Annotated in this window: 12 protein-coding genes and 1 other RNA gene; 4 read left to right on the top strand and 9 right to left on the bottom strand. The window is 65.2% G+C overall.

Going from position 1 to position 14,912, the window contains the following annotated elements; all coding sequences use genetic code 11:
• Positions 1-990, bottom strand: a complete 990-nt coding sequence (rsmH, locus tag YUA_RS0103805) for a 16S rRNA (cytosine(1402)-N(4))-methyltransferase RsmH (RefSeq protein ID WP_027529470.1) — start codon at positions 988-990, stop codon at positions 1-3.
• 536 nt (positions 991-1,526) lie between these two features.
• On the opposite strand from rsmH, the gene YUA_RS0103800 reads away from it, so the two are divergent.
• Positions 1,527-2,306: an N-acetylmuramoyl-L-alanine amidase gene (locus YUA_RS0103800; protein ID WP_035970484.1), complete on the top strand. Its 780-nt coding sequence runs from the start codon at positions 1,527-1,529 to the stop codon at positions 2,304-2,306.
• Between the two features lie 15 nt (positions 2,307-2,321).
• Here YUA_RS0103800 and YUA_RS0103795 read toward each other — a convergent pair whose 3' ends face one another.
• A complete protein-coding gene (locus tag YUA_RS0103795; protein WP_027529468.1) occupies positions 2,322-3,554 on the bottom strand; it encodes an RNA polymerase sigma factor in 1,233 nt (410 codons plus the stop codon).
• Positions 3,554-3,904 (bottom strand): YciI family protein, encoded by a 351-nt coding sequence (locus tag YUA_RS0103790; RefSeq protein ID WP_027529467.1) that lies wholly within the window; start codon positions 3,902-3,904, stop codon positions 3,554-3,556. The genes YUA_RS0103795 and YUA_RS0103790 overlap by 1 nt, the downstream gene beginning before the upstream one ends.
• Before the next feature lie 204 nt (positions 3,905-4,108).
• Here YUA_RS0103790 and rnpB point away from each other — a divergent pair.
• An RNA gene (rnpB, locus tag YUA_RS46795) (RNase P RNA component class A) lies at positions 4,109-4,539 on the top strand.
• A 244-nt stretch (positions 4,540-4,783) separates the two neighbouring features.
• Here rnpB and YUA_RS0103785 read toward each other — a convergent pair.
• Positions 4,784-5,497 carry an alpha/beta fold hydrolase gene (locus YUA_RS0103785; RefSeq protein ID WP_027529466.1) on the bottom strand — a complete coding sequence of 238 codons (714 nt, stop codon included), beginning with the start codon at positions 5,495-5,497 and terminating at the stop codon, positions 4,784-4,786.
• Between the two features lie 73 nt (positions 5,498-5,570).
• Positions 5,571-6,032, bottom strand: coding sequence for a DUF983 domain-containing protein (locus tag YUA_RS0103780; RefSeq protein ID WP_198029368.1), 462 nt, complete (start codon positions 6,030-6,032; stop codon positions 5,571-5,573).
• A 49-nt stretch (positions 6,033-6,081) separates the two neighbouring features.
• Here YUA_RS0103780 and YUA_RS0103775 point away from each other — a divergent pair, with 49 nt between their 5' ends.
• Positions 6,082-7,452 (top strand): PLP-dependent aminotransferase family protein, encoded by a 1,371-nt coding sequence (locus tag YUA_RS0103775; RefSeq protein ID WP_027529464.1) that lies wholly within the window; start codon positions 6,082-6,084, stop codon positions 7,450-7,452.
• A gap of 94 nt (positions 7,453-7,546) precedes the next feature.
• Positions 7,547-8,290 (top strand): sulfite exporter TauE/SafE family protein, encoded by a 744-nt coding sequence (locus YUA_RS0103770; RefSeq protein ID WP_027529463.1) that lies wholly within the window; start codon positions 7,547-7,549, stop codon positions 8,288-8,290.
• Here YUA_RS0103770 and YUA_RS0103765 read toward each other — a convergent pair.
• The 4 genes from YUA_RS0103765 to YUA_RS0103750 all read right to left on the bottom strand — a co-directional run bounded on the left by YUA_RS0103765 (position 8,287) and on the right by YUA_RS0103750 (position 14,866).
• A complete protein-coding gene (locus tag YUA_RS0103765; protein WP_027529462.1) occupies positions 8,287-9,693 on the bottom strand; it encodes an MATE family efflux transporter in 1,407 nt (468 codons plus the stop codon). The two genes, YUA_RS0103770 and YUA_RS0103765, sit on opposite strands and share 4 nt — an antisense overlap.
• A gap of 54 nt (positions 9,694-9,747) precedes the next feature.
• Complete coding sequence (locus YUA_RS0103760) at positions 9,748-11,547, bottom strand: ABC transporter ATP-binding protein (protein ID WP_027529461.1); 1,800 nt, start codon at positions 11,545-11,547, stop codon at positions 9,748-9,750.
• Positions 11,548-11,938: 391 nt separating this feature from the next.
• Positions 11,939-13,525 carry a DHA2 family efflux MFS transporter permease subunit gene (locus YUA_RS0103755; RefSeq protein ID WP_027529460.1) on the bottom strand — a complete coding sequence of 529 codons (1,587 nt, stop codon included), beginning with the start codon at positions 13,523-13,525 and terminating at the stop codon, positions 11,939-11,941.
• A 30-nt stretch (positions 13,526-13,555) separates the two neighbouring features.
• Positions 13,556-14,866 (bottom strand): HlyD family secretion protein, encoded by a 1,311-nt coding sequence (locus YUA_RS0103750; RefSeq protein WP_027529459.1) that lies wholly within the window; start codon positions 14,864-14,866, stop codon positions 13,556-13,558.
• Positions 14,867-14,912 lie beyond the last annotated feature (46 nt).

Here is a 14,912-nt window from a genome sequence, read left to right as displayed (position 1 = left end):
CTAACCTCCCCTCATCACGTCGGAGAGTCTTGGCCAGGACGATGGCTCGGCGTCGTCATGCGCCGGCGCCGAGGTGCGCTCGGCCGCGCGCAATTTTGCGGAACGGGCGCGGGGATTATGCGCAACCTCCGCCTCGCCGGCGACCACGGGCCGCCGCGTCAAAAGCTGGAAGCTCGGCGCGCCTTGCGCCACTTCCGGCAGATGGCGCGAGCCGCCGCCGGTCTTGGACCGCTCGGAGAGGAAATTCTTGACGATGCGGTCTTCCAGCGAATGAAACGAGACCACGACCAGACGGCCGCCGGGCTTGAGCACGCGCTCGGCCGCGGCGAGCGCGGTCTGGAGCTCCTCGAGCTCTTCATTGACGAAGATGCGCAGGGCCTGGAACGTCCGCGTCGCCGGATGAATGTCGCCGGGCTTCGAGCGCACCACCCTGCCGACGAGATCGGCGAGCGCGCGCGTGGTGGTGAACGGCGTCTCCTGCCGATCAGCCACGATGGCGCGGGCGACGCGGCGCGAATGCCGCTCTTCGCCGAAGAGATAGATGATGTCGGCGAGATCGCTTTCCGAGGCACGTGCGACGACATCGGCGGCCGTCGGCCCCACCTGTCCCATGCGCATGTCGAGCGGACCGTCGAGGCGAAACGAGAAGCCCCGACCGGCCTGGTCGAGCTGCATCGAGGACACCCCGACGTCCATCACGACGCCGTCGACCGCACCGACGCCTTGCGCCGCGCAGACCTCGGCGAGATTCGAGAAGCGGTCTTCGACCAGCGTCAGCCGACCGGCTGCGTGCGCGACCAGCTCGGCGCCGCCGGCAATCGCCGTGCGGTCGCGATCGATCGCGATCAGGCGAGTTCCCGGCACGTCGAGAATGGCGCGGCTGTAGCCGCCGGCACCGAAGGTGGCATCGACATAGATGCCACCTTCGCGCGGCGCGAGATGCTCGATCGCCTCGCGGCCAAGCACAGGGATGTGCGGCGCGGCGCTCATGCGTCGCGCCTGCCGAGTGCGCAGGCGAACGGCCAAGTGAAATTGGGGGCGAAGCAGGCCATCACGCCTCGAATAATTCCGCGCCGCGGCGGTTCCACGACCCAACCCCTCTCCGGCATACTTGCCAGCATGCGCGCCAAGCCCGGTCGTCCCAGGTGGCAACCCCGGTGTTCCCAGTGGAATATGTCGGGCAGCCATGGGATTCGGAGCCAAAATCGCTTCTGGCCGCCTCCGGACGCGGGTCGGCTCTTCACCTCTCAGTAATGGCCCTTAGCGTTAAGAAAGCGTTGATCGGCTCCTTACAAATCGAAAAGGTCACTCGCCGGTGATGCGTCATCCACACACTGGGCCCAAAATGCACCCGTTAACCGCACCGCGCGATTGCGCGGACCGGTCGGTAAAGAAATAGTAAAGAGAAGGGCTTGCCCCAGTCTCCTGTCCGACTTGAGCTGTTTATGTCGTCCGGTCCGTCCACGCCATCTGGCACTGATTCGAAGCGTCAGCGCGTTCTCCCGGTTCCCAAGGCCGCGGCGACCATGCGGACGTTCGAGCCGGATTCGTCGATCGTCTCCGACATCATTCCCTCGCCCAATCACGGCGAGCGCAGCAAGGGACGGCAGCCCGACATGATCGTGCTGCACTACACCGGCATGCCCGACGTCGAGGGTGCGCTGGCGCGGCTGTGCACGGCCGGAACCGAGGTGTCGGCCCATTATGTCGTGCTCGAAGACGGCCGCATCGTGCAATGCGTACCTGAAGCGCGGCGCGCCTGGCACGCCGGCATCTCGTCGTGGGCCGGCGAGGACGACATCAACTCCTGCTCGATCGGGATCGAGATCATCAATCGCGGCCACGATTGGGGCTATCCGGAATATCCGCTGCGCCAGATCGCGGCGGTAATTGCGCTGTGCCGCGGCATCATGCTCCGCCGCAAGGTGACGCCGCAACGGGTGCTCGGCCATTCCGACGTCGCGCCCGCGCGCAAGAAGGATCCCGGCGAAAAATTCCCCTGGCATTCGCTGGCCAATTCCGGCGTCGGTCACTGGGTGACACCTGCGCCGGTCGTGCGCGGCGAAACCCTGATGCTCGGCACCATCAGCGACGAGGTGCTCAGTCTTCAGCAGGCGCTGGCACGCTACGGCTATGGCGTGCCGCTGAACGGCAAATACGACGCGTCGACCATGGAAGTCGTCACCGCCTTCCAGCGTCACTTCCGCCCCGCGCGGCTGGACGGTGTCGCCGATCACTCGACGCTGTCGACCTTGCAGGCGCTGCTGGCGAGCCTGCCGGCGGACGGGGCCGCGGCTTCACGATGACGGAGCATGTGGCGACTACACCATCTCCCGCACCCGCCGCGCATACAACCTTCGCAACGGCTCCAGTTGCGTCGCCGCCGTCGCCACACGATAAGCCTCGCGCGCTTCGTCCTTGCGGCCGAGCCGCCGCAACAGATCGGCGCGCACCGCCGGCAACATCTCATAGCCGTTCAGCCCGCCGCGCGCGGTGATCGCGTCGACGAGATCGAGCGCACGTGCCGGGCCGTCGACCATCGAGATCGCCGCCGCGTGGTTGAGCTCGATCACCGGGGACGGGTTGATGCGCAGCAGCACTTCGTAGAGGCCGGCGATCTGCGGCCAATCGGTCTCCTCAAAGCTCGGTGCGCGGGCATGCAGCGCTGCGATCGCGGCCTGCACCGCATAAGGCTGCGGCCGGCCGGGCACGCGCAGCGCGTCATCGACGAGACGCAGGCCCTCCTCGATCTGCGCGCGATCCCAGAGCGAGCGGTCCTGCTCTTCCAGCAGAACGATGTCGCCCGCCGCGGTCTCGCGACCGGCGCGCCGCGCGTCATGGAGCAGCATCAACGCCAGCAGCCCCTTGATCGCGGCGCGATCGGGCATCAGCCTGTCGAGCAAGCGACCGAGCCTGACCGCCTCGACCGCAAGATCAGGCCGCATCAGGTCGGCGCCTGAGGTTGCGACATAGCCTTCGGTGAAGACGAGATAGATCACGGCAAGCACGCCATCGAGCCGCGGTGCCAGCGCGTCGCGCTCGGGCACTTCATAGGGTATGCCGGCGAGCCTGATCTTCTGCTTGGCACGAACCAGGCGCTGCGCCATCGCGTCCTCACCGACGAGGAAGGCGCGCGCGACCTGCGCACTAGAGAGGCCGCAGACCGTACGCAGCGTCAGCGCGACCTGGACTTCGGGCGCGAACGCCGGGTGGCAGCAAGTGAAGATCAGCCGCAGCATATCGTCGTCAAGCATCGCCGGCGGCTCGGCCGGCGCATCTGCATTGAGCTCGAGCTCGTGCAGGAGCGCCTGCTGCTTGCCGCGAAAGACGGCTTGGCGACGCACACGGTCGATCGCCTTGTTGCGGCCGACATTGACCAGCCAGGCGCGCGGATTGTCAGGGACCTCCCCGGCCGACCAGCGCTCGAGCGCCACCGCGAAAGCGTCCTGGAGCGCGTCCTCGGCCAGATCAAAATCACCGACGAGGCGGATCAGGGTGGCCAGCGCCCGCCCCGCCTCGTCGCGGAAGATCTTGTCGATGTCGGCCAGAGAGATCACTTGTAGATCATGACCGGTCGGACCTCGATCGATCCTCTCTTGGCTTCGGGAATTCGCGCCGCGAGCGCGACGGCGTCGTCGAGGTCCTTGGCTTCGACCAGATAGTAGCCGCCGAGTTGCTCACGCGTTTCCGCGAACGGACCATCGGTGGTCATGGTCTTGCCGTCGCGAACGCGCACTGTGGTCGCCGTCGTCGTCGGCTGCAGCCCGTCACCGGCCTTGAAATGGCCGCTCTGGATGATCGACTGCGTGTAGGCGCCATATTCTCCCGCCAGCTTCTGACGGTCGGTGGCGTTCATCTCGGTCAGGAAGGTTTCGTTCCGGTAAATCAGCAGCAGATATTGCATCGCTTAACTCCTGTTGTTCGGCGGGATCGCCGACACCAGTCGAACGGGGCCGACGTCAAACGACATCATCGCGGATTTTTTTCGAGATCATTTGCAGATCGGGGCGCCCGCCCAACGACATGTTCAGGATAAATTATTTACACTGCTGCGTGCGCCTCGATCTCCGCTTGACGAAACCGTCACAAATGCCCATTGCGTAAGGCGTCAGTCGGCCGGACGGCCGCTCCGGCAAGTGCCGAAAGGCCGCCGGGGAGGAAAGTCCGGGCTCCCTTGACATACGGTGCCGGATAACGTCCGGCGGGGGCAACCCCAGGGAAAGTGCCACAGAGAACGAACCGCCTGCCTTCGCAGCGCAAGCTGCGAAGGCAGGTAAGGGTGAAAAGGTGCGGTAAGAGCGCACCGCGGGTCCGGCAACGGAGCCGGCATGGTAAACCCCACCGGGAGCAAAACCGAATAGGGACGGCGTAGCGGGCTGTTCGCGCAAGCGATAACGCCGCGGGGCGATGTCAGGCCCGCCGTCCGGGTAGGTTGCTCGAGGCCATGTGCAAACATGGTCCCAGAGGAATGGCCGTCACGTATCGTTCGCGCAAGCGGACGGTGCCTTACAGAACCCGGCTTACAGGCCGGCTGATATTCTAAAGCGCTTTCGAGCGAAGTGGAGTTCCGGTTCGCGTCAAGAAAGCGCGTCTCAACCAGGAAGCAACGAGGGGTTCGATGCCAACGCATCGGACCCCTCACCATTTTGGGACGAGCGCGCAGCCATTCAAATGGTGTCATTCCGGGGCGTGCGTAGCACGAGCCCGGAACCCATTGCGCCGCAGAGTTGGTGGAGGAATGGATTCCGGGTTCTCGCTTCGCGAGCCCCGGAATGACGGTGAACTAACCGACGATCTCGTTCAGCACACCCATCAACGCCTCCGGTGCGGTCACATTCGGCGCGTGGCTGGCGTCGAGCTCGAAATAGCGCCAGCCTTCCTCGCTCTTCGTCCGCTTCGCGAACTGCCCGAACACATCGCCCGGCGGAATGCGCTTGCAGTAGATGTAGCTGCGCGGCATCGCAGGTTCGCCGTGTTGAAGCTTCAGCTTCGTCTCAAAGCATTTGATCGGCATGTTGATGCGGCGCGCATTGAGCCAGTCGAGATCGGCCTGCGGCGTATCCGGTGGCGGCGGGTTCGGCGGGATGCGGTAGCCGTCGCCAGCGGCAGCAGCTTTGCGCATCGGCTCGCGCCCGCCTTCGTTGAGATCGAACAGCGACTGGCCATCGCGCGGCACGAAGGCGTCGAGATAGATCAGTTGCGTCACGCGCTCTCTTGCGCGATCGGCGACGCTGGTCGCGACCATGCCGCCATAGCTGTGGCCGAGCAGCACGATATCGCTGAGATCCTCGAATGTGATGACGTTGAGGATGTCCTGGATATGCGTCTCGAGATCAGTCGCCGGACTGGCGAGATGCGATCGCTCGCCGAGCCCGGTGTAGGTCGGCGCAACCAGGCGGTAGCCGGCCTGCGCCATCAGCGGATGCATCTTCTTCCAGGCCCATGCGCCGGACCACGCGCCATGACAAAGGAGGAAGGTCTTTGCGCGTATGGCCATCGGCGTTTCCATCGTTCTTGTTTGATACGATGGAGTGTACCGGGCGGCCGCGCGATGTAAACGCCGCCGGGCGTCAGGCCGCGCGCGGCGCCTTGACCAGCACGGGCGCAAGCTGACTGGCTTCCCGCCGCAGCATGCTCGCCTCAAAGCCGTGCATGCCGATCTGCCATTGCAGCCCGACGATGGCGCCCTTGGTCGGTTGCAGCAATGCGAGCGAAGCGAACAGCGTGACCGGCAGCCACACCGCGAGTTGCAGCCACACCGGCGGGGCATAAGCGGTCTCGACCGCGAGGATCGCCGGCACCACGAGATGGCCGACGACGACCATCACCAGATAGGCCGGGAAGTCATCGGCGCGCTGGTGGAACAGCTCCTCGCCGCAATGGTCGCAGCTGTCCGCCACCTTGAGGAAACGGCTGAACATATGCCCTTGGCCGCAGTTCGGGCACTTGCCGCGAAAGCCGCGCCACATCGCCTTTGCCAGAGAGACTGAACCGGCCGCCATGACCACACCTCTTCCGTTTTGGTGATCCATACAATAATATCTTGCATCCATACATTCAAAGGATATAGGCCGAAATCGCATGGATTGGACTCCTACAATCTCGGAGCTGAGCGGGCCGCGCTATCTGCGCATCGTCGAGGCCATGGAGGCCGACATCGCCGCCGGCCGGCTGGTGCGCGGACAGCAATTGCCGACACAGCGCGCGCTCGCCAAGGCGCTCGGCATCGACCTGACCACCGTGACGCGCGCCTACACCGAGGCGCGGCGCCGCGGCATCATGGAAGCCCGCGTCGGACAGGGATCGTTCGTGTCCGAGACCAGCGCGCGCCGTGTGGTCGACCTGCCGCATCCGGTCGCGATCGACCTCTCGATGAACGTGCCGCCGCATCCGCTCGAAGCGCAACTCGACGAGCGCATCATCGCCGGCCTCGAAGCCATTCGCGCGCAATCGGGCCTGACCGCATTCCTGAACTACCAGCCGCCCGGCGGCAGCGCGCATGAGCGCGAGGTCGCCGCGCGCTGGATGCGCGCACGCGTTCCGCACGCGCACGCCGACAAGCTCGTGATCTTTCCCGGCGCGCAGACGATCCTGTTCAATCTGCTCGCCCATCTCGCGCGGCCGGGCGACGTCGTACTGACCGAAGCCCTCACCTTCCCCGGCATCAAGGCTGCAGCAGCGCAGCTCGGCGTCAAGCTCGTCGGTGTCGCCATGGATGACGGCGGTATCCTGCTCGGTGCACTGGCGAAGGCCTGCCGCATGCACAGCCCGAAGGCCATCTATCTCATTCCGACGCTGCACAATCCGACCACCGCGACGCTTGCTCCCGAGCGGCGCAGCGCAATCGCAAAGATCGTTCGCGATGTCGATACGATCTTGATCGAGGACGATGCCTACGGGCTGCTCGATCGCTCGGCATCGCCGATCGCGAACCTCATCCCGGAGCGGACATATCTGGCGACCACGCTGTCAAAATGCATCGCGCCGGCGTTGCGCGTCGCTTATCTGCTCACGCCCGACAGCGGCGCGCAGCTTCAGATGCGCGGCTACCTGCAGGCCACCGTACAGATGCCCGCACCGCTGATGGTCGCGCTGGTGACACACTGGCTCGAGACCGGTGTCGCCGACCGCATCATCACCGCGATCCGCAACGAGGCCATCGGCCGCCAGCAGCTGGCGCAGCGCGCATTGAAGGGTTTTCAGTTCCAGGCAAAGCCCGCCGCACATCATCTGTGGCTGCACTTGCCGGAGGGGCGACCGGACGTCGCCGCGCATCTGCTGCGCAACGGGCTCGCGATCGTTACCGGCGACGCCTTCACGGCCGGCGGAACCTCGCCGCACGCGGCGCGCGTTTCACTCGGCGCAGCGCGCAACAGATCGGAATTGACCGGGGCGCTGCGCATCCTCGTCGGCGCGCTGCAGAAGCCTACCGACACCAGGCAGATCGTCTAGCAGACTTCTATTGATGCTGAAGGCGCCGCATCTGTGCTATGCGCCACGAGGCGATCGCGGCCTTGGGATCGCCGGTAACGGCAGGGATTCATCGGTGGAAATGCTCACTTACGCGCTGATCCTGTTTGGCGCGCTGGCCGGCGGCTTCGTCTCGGGGCTGGCAGGATTCGGCACCGCGCTGATGGCGCTCGGCATCTGGCTCTACGTGCTACCGCCCTCGCTCGCGGTGCCCCTGGTGCTGATCTGTTCGGTGATCGCGCAGACCTCGACGCTGCCCTCGATGTGGAAGAGCTTCGACCTGTCGCTGGTGTGGCCGTTCCTGATTGGCGGATTGATCGGCGTGCCGCTCGGGACCATGCTGGTCGCCTCTGCCGATCCAAAAGTCTTCAAGCTCAGCGTCGGCGTGCTGCTGCTGATCTTCTCGAGCGCGCTGTACCTCAACAAGAAGCAATTCGCCATCACCTTCGGCGGCCGCATCGCCGACGGTGCGATCGGATTTGCCGGCGGCATTTTGGGCGGGCTCGCCGGACTGTCCGGGCCGTTGCCGATCCTGTGGGCCAACATCCGCGGCTGGAACAAGCACGAACGGCGCGGCATCTTCCAGCTGTTCAATTTCACCGTGCTCGCCGCGGCGCTGGTGTTGCAGACGGCGTCAGGCCTGGTCGCGTTCAAGGTGGTGTGGCTCGCGATGGTCGCGTTCCCGGGCACGCTGATCGGCGCGTGGGCCGGGGCGCGCGTCTATCACGCGCTGAGCGACAAGCATTTCGGCGATGTCGTGCTCGGCCTGCTGTTCCTGTCAGGCGCCACCCTGGTCTGGAACAGCATCAGCGCGCTCTAGGCAGGCTCGCGCACCGGAGGCGCAACGGGCTCAGGCGCCGCCTGCTTCAGAGCATCCTGCTGCCGGCGGGTCACCAGCCGCTTCCTGAACTCGCGACGCAGCAACCACAGGCTCTGGACCGCCTGCAGCGTTGTCGCCGCATTCGACAGATACCAGACGTACTCGATCCGAAAGCCCGGCCGCGTCGAAAGCCAGATCGCAGGCAAGGAATAGGTGAGGACGCGGGTCGCCGAACTCCACAACACCGGCTTGGTGTTGCCGAGACCCTGGAACATGCTGGAGCAGGTGAAGATCAATCCCTGCGCCACCATGTTCAGCGAGATCATCTTCAGAAACAGCAACGCGACGCTCATCGTCTCCGGATCATTCGAGAAGCCGGTGAGCAACCATCCGGGCTTGAGCTGCACGAGGATCGTCAGCGCGATCATCACGACGGTCGCGATCAGCGCCGCCTTGACGAAGGTCTCCCGCACCCGCTCATAATTGCCAGCGCCGAAATTCTGACCGACGATCGGCCCTGCCGCCAGCGAGACGGCAAGGGCCGGCATCTGGATCAAGCCTACGACACGCGTCCCGATGCCAAAGCCCGCCTGCGCCGCCGGACCGAGATCGCGCAGCACGTAATAGATCGCCGCCATGAAGATGAAGATCATCACGAACTCGCCGCCCGCGGGCAGGCCGACATTGAGGATCCTCCTCCACTGCCGCATTTGCGGACGCCATTGCGCGGGATGGAAGGCGACGTAGCGCTCCAGCCTGCGGAAATAGGCAAACAGCATCAGCACGCCGATGAAGACGGCGATCGTACTTGCCAGGCCCGCTCCGGCGACACCGAGCGCGTATCCGGTGCCCCAACCCGAGATCAGGACCGGCGCCAGCGCGATGTTGATGATGACGGCAAGCACCTGCACCAGCATGCTCGGCCGCACGATGCCGGTAGCCCGCAGCGCGGCCCCCATCACCTGCGTGACGAATTGCAGTGCCAGCGCCGGCATGAACCAGAGAAAATAAGTGGTGCCGGCCTCGATCGTGGCCTCATCGTTGGCAATCGCGCGCATATAAGGGCGCGCCAGCACAAAGCCGGCGAGCAGCGTCAACAGCCCGAACAGCACCGACAGGACGACCGCCTGGTTGAACACGAGATTGGCGTCGTCGCGATCCTTGCGGCCCACGGCATGCGCGACCAGCGCCACCGTGCCGACGCCGAGCATCTGCATCAGCGCGTTGACGAGGAAGCCGGCGTTGCCGGCCGCAGCGACGCCGGCAACCGCGGCATCGCCGAGCCCGGACACGAAGTACAGGTCGACCAGCTGGCAGATCATGATCGTGATCATGCCGACCACGATCGGTGGCGCCATGCTCAGGATGTGGCTCACGATGGAGCCGCGTGTCAGGTCCTTCATCTCATTCCCCCTTGGCGACGTGACGGCGGGGCTTCCGCCCTGCCGCCGCGCGCCTCATTCCGCTGCTGCGATATGCCCGAGCTCCACCACCTGGCGCTCGAACAGGCTGCGATAGATGCCCGCTGGCTTGCCCGCGAGCAGGGCATGCGTGCCCTGCTCGACGATCTCGCCGCCGTCGAACACCAGGATGCGATCGAGGCTGCGCACCGTCGACAGCCGGTGTGCGATCACGATCGAGGTGCGGCCTTTCATCAGCCGCTCCATCGCCTGCTGGATCAGCGCCTCTGATTCCGAATCGAGGCTCGAGGTCGCCTCGTCCAGGATCAGCACCGGCGCATCCGCCAGGAAGGCGCGCGCCAGCGCCACGCGCTGACGTTCGCCGCCCGATAATTTGACGCCGCGCTCGCCGACCAGCGTGCCGTAGCCCTTCGGCAGACGCAGGATGAAATCGTGCGCATTCGCCAGCCGCGCCGCCTGCTCGATCGCCTCGAGGCTGGCACCGGGCCGGCCATAGGCGATGTTCTCGGCGAGCGAGCGGTGAAACAGGATCGGGTCCTGCTGCACGATCGCGATCTGGCTGCGCAGCGATTGCTGCGTGGCCTTCGCGATGTCCTGCCCGTCGATCAGCACATGACCGTCGGTGACGTCGTAGAGCCGCTGCACCAGCTTGACGAACGTCGTCTTGCCGGAGCCGGAACGGCCGACGAGGCCGACACGCTCGCCAGCGCGGATCCTGACCGACAACCCGTCATACAGCGGCGCGCGATGGCCGCCATAGTGGAACGTGACATCGTCGAACACGATCTCGCCGCCTTCGATCGCGATCGGCCGCGCATCAATCGCATCCGCAATGCCGATCGGCTCGTCATGGATCGCCACCAGCTCCTCCATGTCGTTGACCGAACGCTGGAGATTGTTGATGTGCATGCCGACGTCGCGCAAATAAGCGTGGATGACGTAGTAGCTCGTCAGCACATAGGTGACGTCGCCGGGCGAGGCATGCCCGTACATCCACAGCAGCACCGAGCCGCCGATCACCGACCCCCGCAGGCATAGCAGCAGCGAAAGCTGCGCCATGGCGGTGTAGTTGTAGCGGAACCAGGTCCGCCGCACCCGGACGCGCCAGCGCTTGATGACGCGGGAAAGCCGCGCATCCTCACGCGCCTCGGCGCCGAAGGACTTCACCACCGCGTTGCATGTCAGCGCATCCGCCAGCGTGCCACCGACCTTGGTGTCCCACGCATTGGAGACACGTGCGGCAGGTGCGATGTAGCGCGTCGAGAACAGCACCGTCATCGTGACATAGGTAGCCGCGCCGAGCGCGATCACCGCGCCGAGCGAGGCCCAGTGCACGCCAAGCAGGATCATCGATCCGATCAGCACGACCAGCGATGGCAGCAGCGCCAGCAGGATGGTGTCGTTCAACAAATCGAGCGCCCACATGCCGCGCGTGACCTTGCGCACGGTCGAGCCCGCGAAGGAATTGGCGTGCCAGTCGGTCGAGAAGCGCTGCACGCGCAGAAATGCGTCCTGCGCCACGTCAGACATGATCTTCAGCGTGAAGGGCACGATCACCTGGAGTCCGCTCAGGCGCAACATCATCGACGCCGCGCCCAACACCACGATGCCGCCCAGCGCCACCAGCGCGGCGTGGCGGGCGGCAGGCTCGGACGGGCCACGCGTCAGCGCATCGACCAGATGTCCTGAAAACACCGGCATGAACAGGTCGGCGACGGTCGCTCCCAGCAGAGCGACGGCGATGGCGAGGGTGCGCCCCGGCTGATTCAGCCAGTGCCGGAACACGAAGGGCAGGACCACGCGGATAGCCGCGGGCTTTTTTGACAGAGCGGTCATGGCATCATCCGGCCGCTTTGCCGCGGGCCGGCTCCATCGGACGCAAGCCGGCCGCGAGGGCCGAGACGGCGTCACTTAAAACTGACTTTGACTTGGGAAGCGGAGCGATCGGGGCGTTTGGTCTAAACCTCGGCCCAATCGAAGCTGGCGGAAGTGGCCTCTAACAGGCCGAATGGGCACCGAGCCAGACCATCATCGAGCGCGGAAACGCGATCTGCGAATGCGACGAAATCATGCAAATCCCTCCCCGGTTCGATTGAATGAGGTGCGCTTTATAGATGTATGATTCGCGTTTTGCAACGGGCCCGGCGCGAGATCACGCACGAGTGTTGCATTTTGGTGCGCGGGCGGTCGCCCGGTCAAGCCGGGCGACGACACCGATCGTGTGACGTCAGTGCGCGTCGCCGCCGGCGCCGAACGGCGCGGCCGGCTTGTTCAACAGCGTGACCAGGACGCTGAGGCTCAGATAGAACAAGGTCAGAATGAAGAACGCGTCGCCAAAGCTCATCACCACGGCCTGACGGTGCACGATCTGGCTGAGCTGCTTCATCGCCATCAGCGTCGAGTCCCCAAGCCCCTGGAACTTCTGCTGGAGCATGGTCAGGGTTTCGGTCGCGGTTGCATTGCCCCAGGTCACGCGCTCCTGCAGACGTGTGATGTGCAGGTCGGCGCGATTGTTGAGCACGGTGTTGATGACGGCGAGCCCGACCGCGCCGCCGAGATTGCGCATCAGGTTGAACAGGCCGCTCGCATTCTTCACCTTGTCAGGCGGCAGCGTGCCGAGCGCGATGTTGTTAGTCGGCACCATCGCGAACATCATGCCGATGCCGCGCAGGATCTGCGGCACGAGCAACTCGTAGAAATCGTAGTCGCGCGTGATCCAGGTCATCTGGTAGGAGCCGATCGCGAACACGATCAGGCCGAACGCGATCATGTAGCGCATGTCGAGGCTCGCCATCAGCCGGCCGACCAGCGGCGCGACCAGGAACATGGTGATGCCCGAGACGAACATGGTCTCGCCGATCATCAGCGCGCTGTAGCCGCGCACCTCGGCGAGATAGCGCGGATAGATGTAGGTCAGGCCGTAGAGGCCGATGCCGATGCAGAATTGCAGCGTGGAGCCGACGGCGAAATTGCGGTTGGTGAAGGTACGCAGATTGACGATCGGCTCGGCCGCCATGAAGACGCGCACGAAGAAGGCGATCGCCGAGACGAGGCAGATCCAGGCGCATATCGCCACTGTCGTGTCCTGCAGCCATTCATATTGCGGACCTTCTTCCAGCACGTATTCCAGCGTGCCGAGGAAGCCGGCCATGAAGATCAGGCCCCACCAGTCGAAGCGGTCGAGCAGCTCGAAATGCGGCTCGTCGAAATCGACCAGCGCCAGCACCCCGAGGGTGATGCCGATGCCGGGCACGACGTTGATGAAGAACAGCCAGTTCCACGACATCAAATCGGTGATGTAGCCGCCGACCGTCGGCCCGATCGTGGGAGCTAAGGTCGCAACAAGCCCGATGATGGGGCCGACGATGTGGAATTTCGAACGCGGGAACACGGTGTAGGCCGAGGCAAACACCGTCGGGATCATACCGGCGCCGAGAAAGCCCTGTAGCGCGCGCCAGAGGATCATCTCTTCGATCGTCGTGGCGAAACCGCAGAGCAGGCTCGACACCGTGAAGCCGGCGGCCGAAATCGCGAACAGCAACCGCGTACCGAGGGCGCGCGACAAAAATCCCGACAGCGGGATCGCGATCACTTCGGCGATCAGATAGGCGGTCTGGACCCAGGAGACCTCGCTCGAGCTCGCCGAGAGGCCCGCCTGGATTTCGCTCAGCGATGCCGAGACGATCTGGATGTCCAGAATCGACATGAACATCCCGAACACCATGATGATGAAGGCGATCAGCCGCTTCGGCGCGATGCGCTCCGAAGCGGCGGCCGCCATCATCGCAGGTGAAGCAGTCGTGGCGTTCGCCATGGTCTGACCTCGCAGCGCTGGGTCGCGCGCTTACTGCGGATGGATCATGGTGGGATCGTCGAGATCGATCTCGCTGTCGGCGTCGCCAGCCCCCTTGTTGGTGTCGACCGTCGCGTAGATCGACATGCCGGCGCGGAGCAGGTTCTGCTTGGCAACCGCCTTGGGTACGCGGATGCGGACCGGCACGCGCTGCACGATCTTGGTGAAGTTACCGGTGGCGTTGTCAGGCGGCAGCAGCGTGAATACCGAGCCTGAGCCCGCCGCGATGCTGTCGACGACACCGGAGAACTTGCGCATGCCGTAGGCATCGACCTTGATCGTCACCGGCTGGCCGGGGCGAATGCGCTTGAGCTGGGTTTCCTTGAAATTGGCGTCGATATAGACGTCGTCGAGCGGCACGACATTGCCGAGGCGCTGGCCGACGGCGACGAAGTCGCCGGCGCTGACGAGACGGTTGGAGAAGATGCCGTCGACCGGCGCGCGCACCGCCGTGAAGGCGAGGTCGCGCTCGGCCTTGGCGAGCGTGGTCTTGAGCTCGGCGAGCTGGGCCTGGGCTTCGGCCTGCTGTGCCTTGGCGACATCGACATTGCTGACGGCGACGTCGTAGGCGGCCTGCGCGGCCTTGACCGCGGCGGCGCCCTGGTCGCGTCCGGCTTCCGACGTTTCGAACGTGGCGCGCGAGGCAAAGCCCTTGTTGCTCAGCGCCTGCTGGCGCTCATAGTCGAGATCGGCCCGCTTGAGGCCCGCCTCGGCAGAGACGAGCTGTGCCTTGGCCTGCGCGACCTGGCTGTCGAGCGCCGCGATCTGGCGGCCGATGCGGTCGATCGTGGCCTGCTGGGTCGCGATCCGGGTCGCGGCGGCGTCGACGGCGATCTTGTAGTCGCCGTCGTCGATGCGCAGGACGGTTTCGCCGGCATGCACCCGCGTGTTGTCACCGGCGAGGATCGAGGAAATATGGCCGGCCACGCGCGCACCCAGCATGGTGTTGTTGGCGCGAACATAGGCGTCGTCGGTGGAAACGTAGAAGCGGCCGACCAGCGTGTAGTAGCCGGCATAGCTCGCTGCCGCGAGCGCCAGCACGAGTCCGACGCCCATCATGACGAATTTGCGCTTGCCGGATTTTGGCGCGGCAGCGGCGGGGGCGATCGGGGCCGGCTGATCGGCCACAGGCTTCTCCGGCGCCTCGCTGGGGCGGCGCCTGGTTTCTTCGGCCACATGAGACCGCAGCTGCTCGGCGACGGCTGCGGGTGTCCCGGTCGCAGCTTCGCCGTTTGCCGCCGTCGTCGTCTCCACCGTTTCCTGGCGAAGGACGCGCGCAGCCTGATCTCTCGATGTGGCCATAAAGGCCTCCCCAATAAAGACGCGATGCGGGGCGGCCGTCGCACGG

The sequence above is a fragment of the Bradyrhizobium sp. WSM3983 genome (assembly GCF_000473045.1).
In the GTDB taxonomy this organism is placed as follows: Bacteria; Pseudomonadota; Alphaproteobacteria; order Rhizobiales; family Xanthobacteraceae; genus Bradyrhizobium.
The sequence above is the reverse complement of the archived record's forward strand: the minus strand, read 5'-3'. Positions and strand labels throughout refer to the sequence as shown.

Coding starts and splice junctions, on each gene's coding strand:
- rsmH (WP_027529470.1), bottom strand. CDS start 990: ATGAGCGCCGCGCCGCACATCCCTGTGCTTGGCCGCGAGGCGATCGAG.
- YUA_RS0103800 (WP_035970484.1), top strand. CDS start 1,527: ATGCGGACGTTCGAGCCGGATTCGTCGATCGTCTCCGACATCATTCCC.
- YUA_RS0103790 (WP_027529467.1), bottom strand. CDS start 3,904: ATGCAATATCTGCTGCTGATTTACCGGAACGAAACCTTCCTGACCGAG.
- YUA_RS0103785 (WP_027529466.1), bottom strand. CDS start 5,497: ATGGCCATACGCGCAAAGACCTTCCTCCTTTGTCATGGCGCGTGGTCC.
- YUA_RS0103780 (WP_198029368.1), bottom strand. CDS start 6,032: ATGGATCACCAAAACGGAAGAGGTGTGGTCATGGCGGCCGGTTCAGTC.
- YUA_RS0103775 (WP_027529464.1), top strand. CDS start 6,082: ATGGATTGGACTCCTACAATCTCGGAGCTGAGCGGGCCGCGCTATCTG.
- YUA_RS0103765 (WP_027529462.1), bottom strand. CDS start 9,693: ATGAAGGACCTGACACGCGGCTCCATCGTGAGCCACATCCTGAGCATG.
- YUA_RS0103760 (WP_027529461.1), bottom strand. CDS start 11,547: ATGACCGCTCTGTCAAAAAAGCCCGCGGCTATCCGCGTGGTCCTGCCC.
- YUA_RS0103755 (WP_027529460.1), bottom strand. CDS start 13,525: ATGGCGAACGCCACGACTGCTTCACCTGCGATGATGGCGGCCGCCGCT.
- YUA_RS0103750 (WP_027529459.1), bottom strand. CDS start 14,866: ATGGCCACATCGAGAGATCAGGCTGCGCGCGTCCTTCGCCAGGAAACG.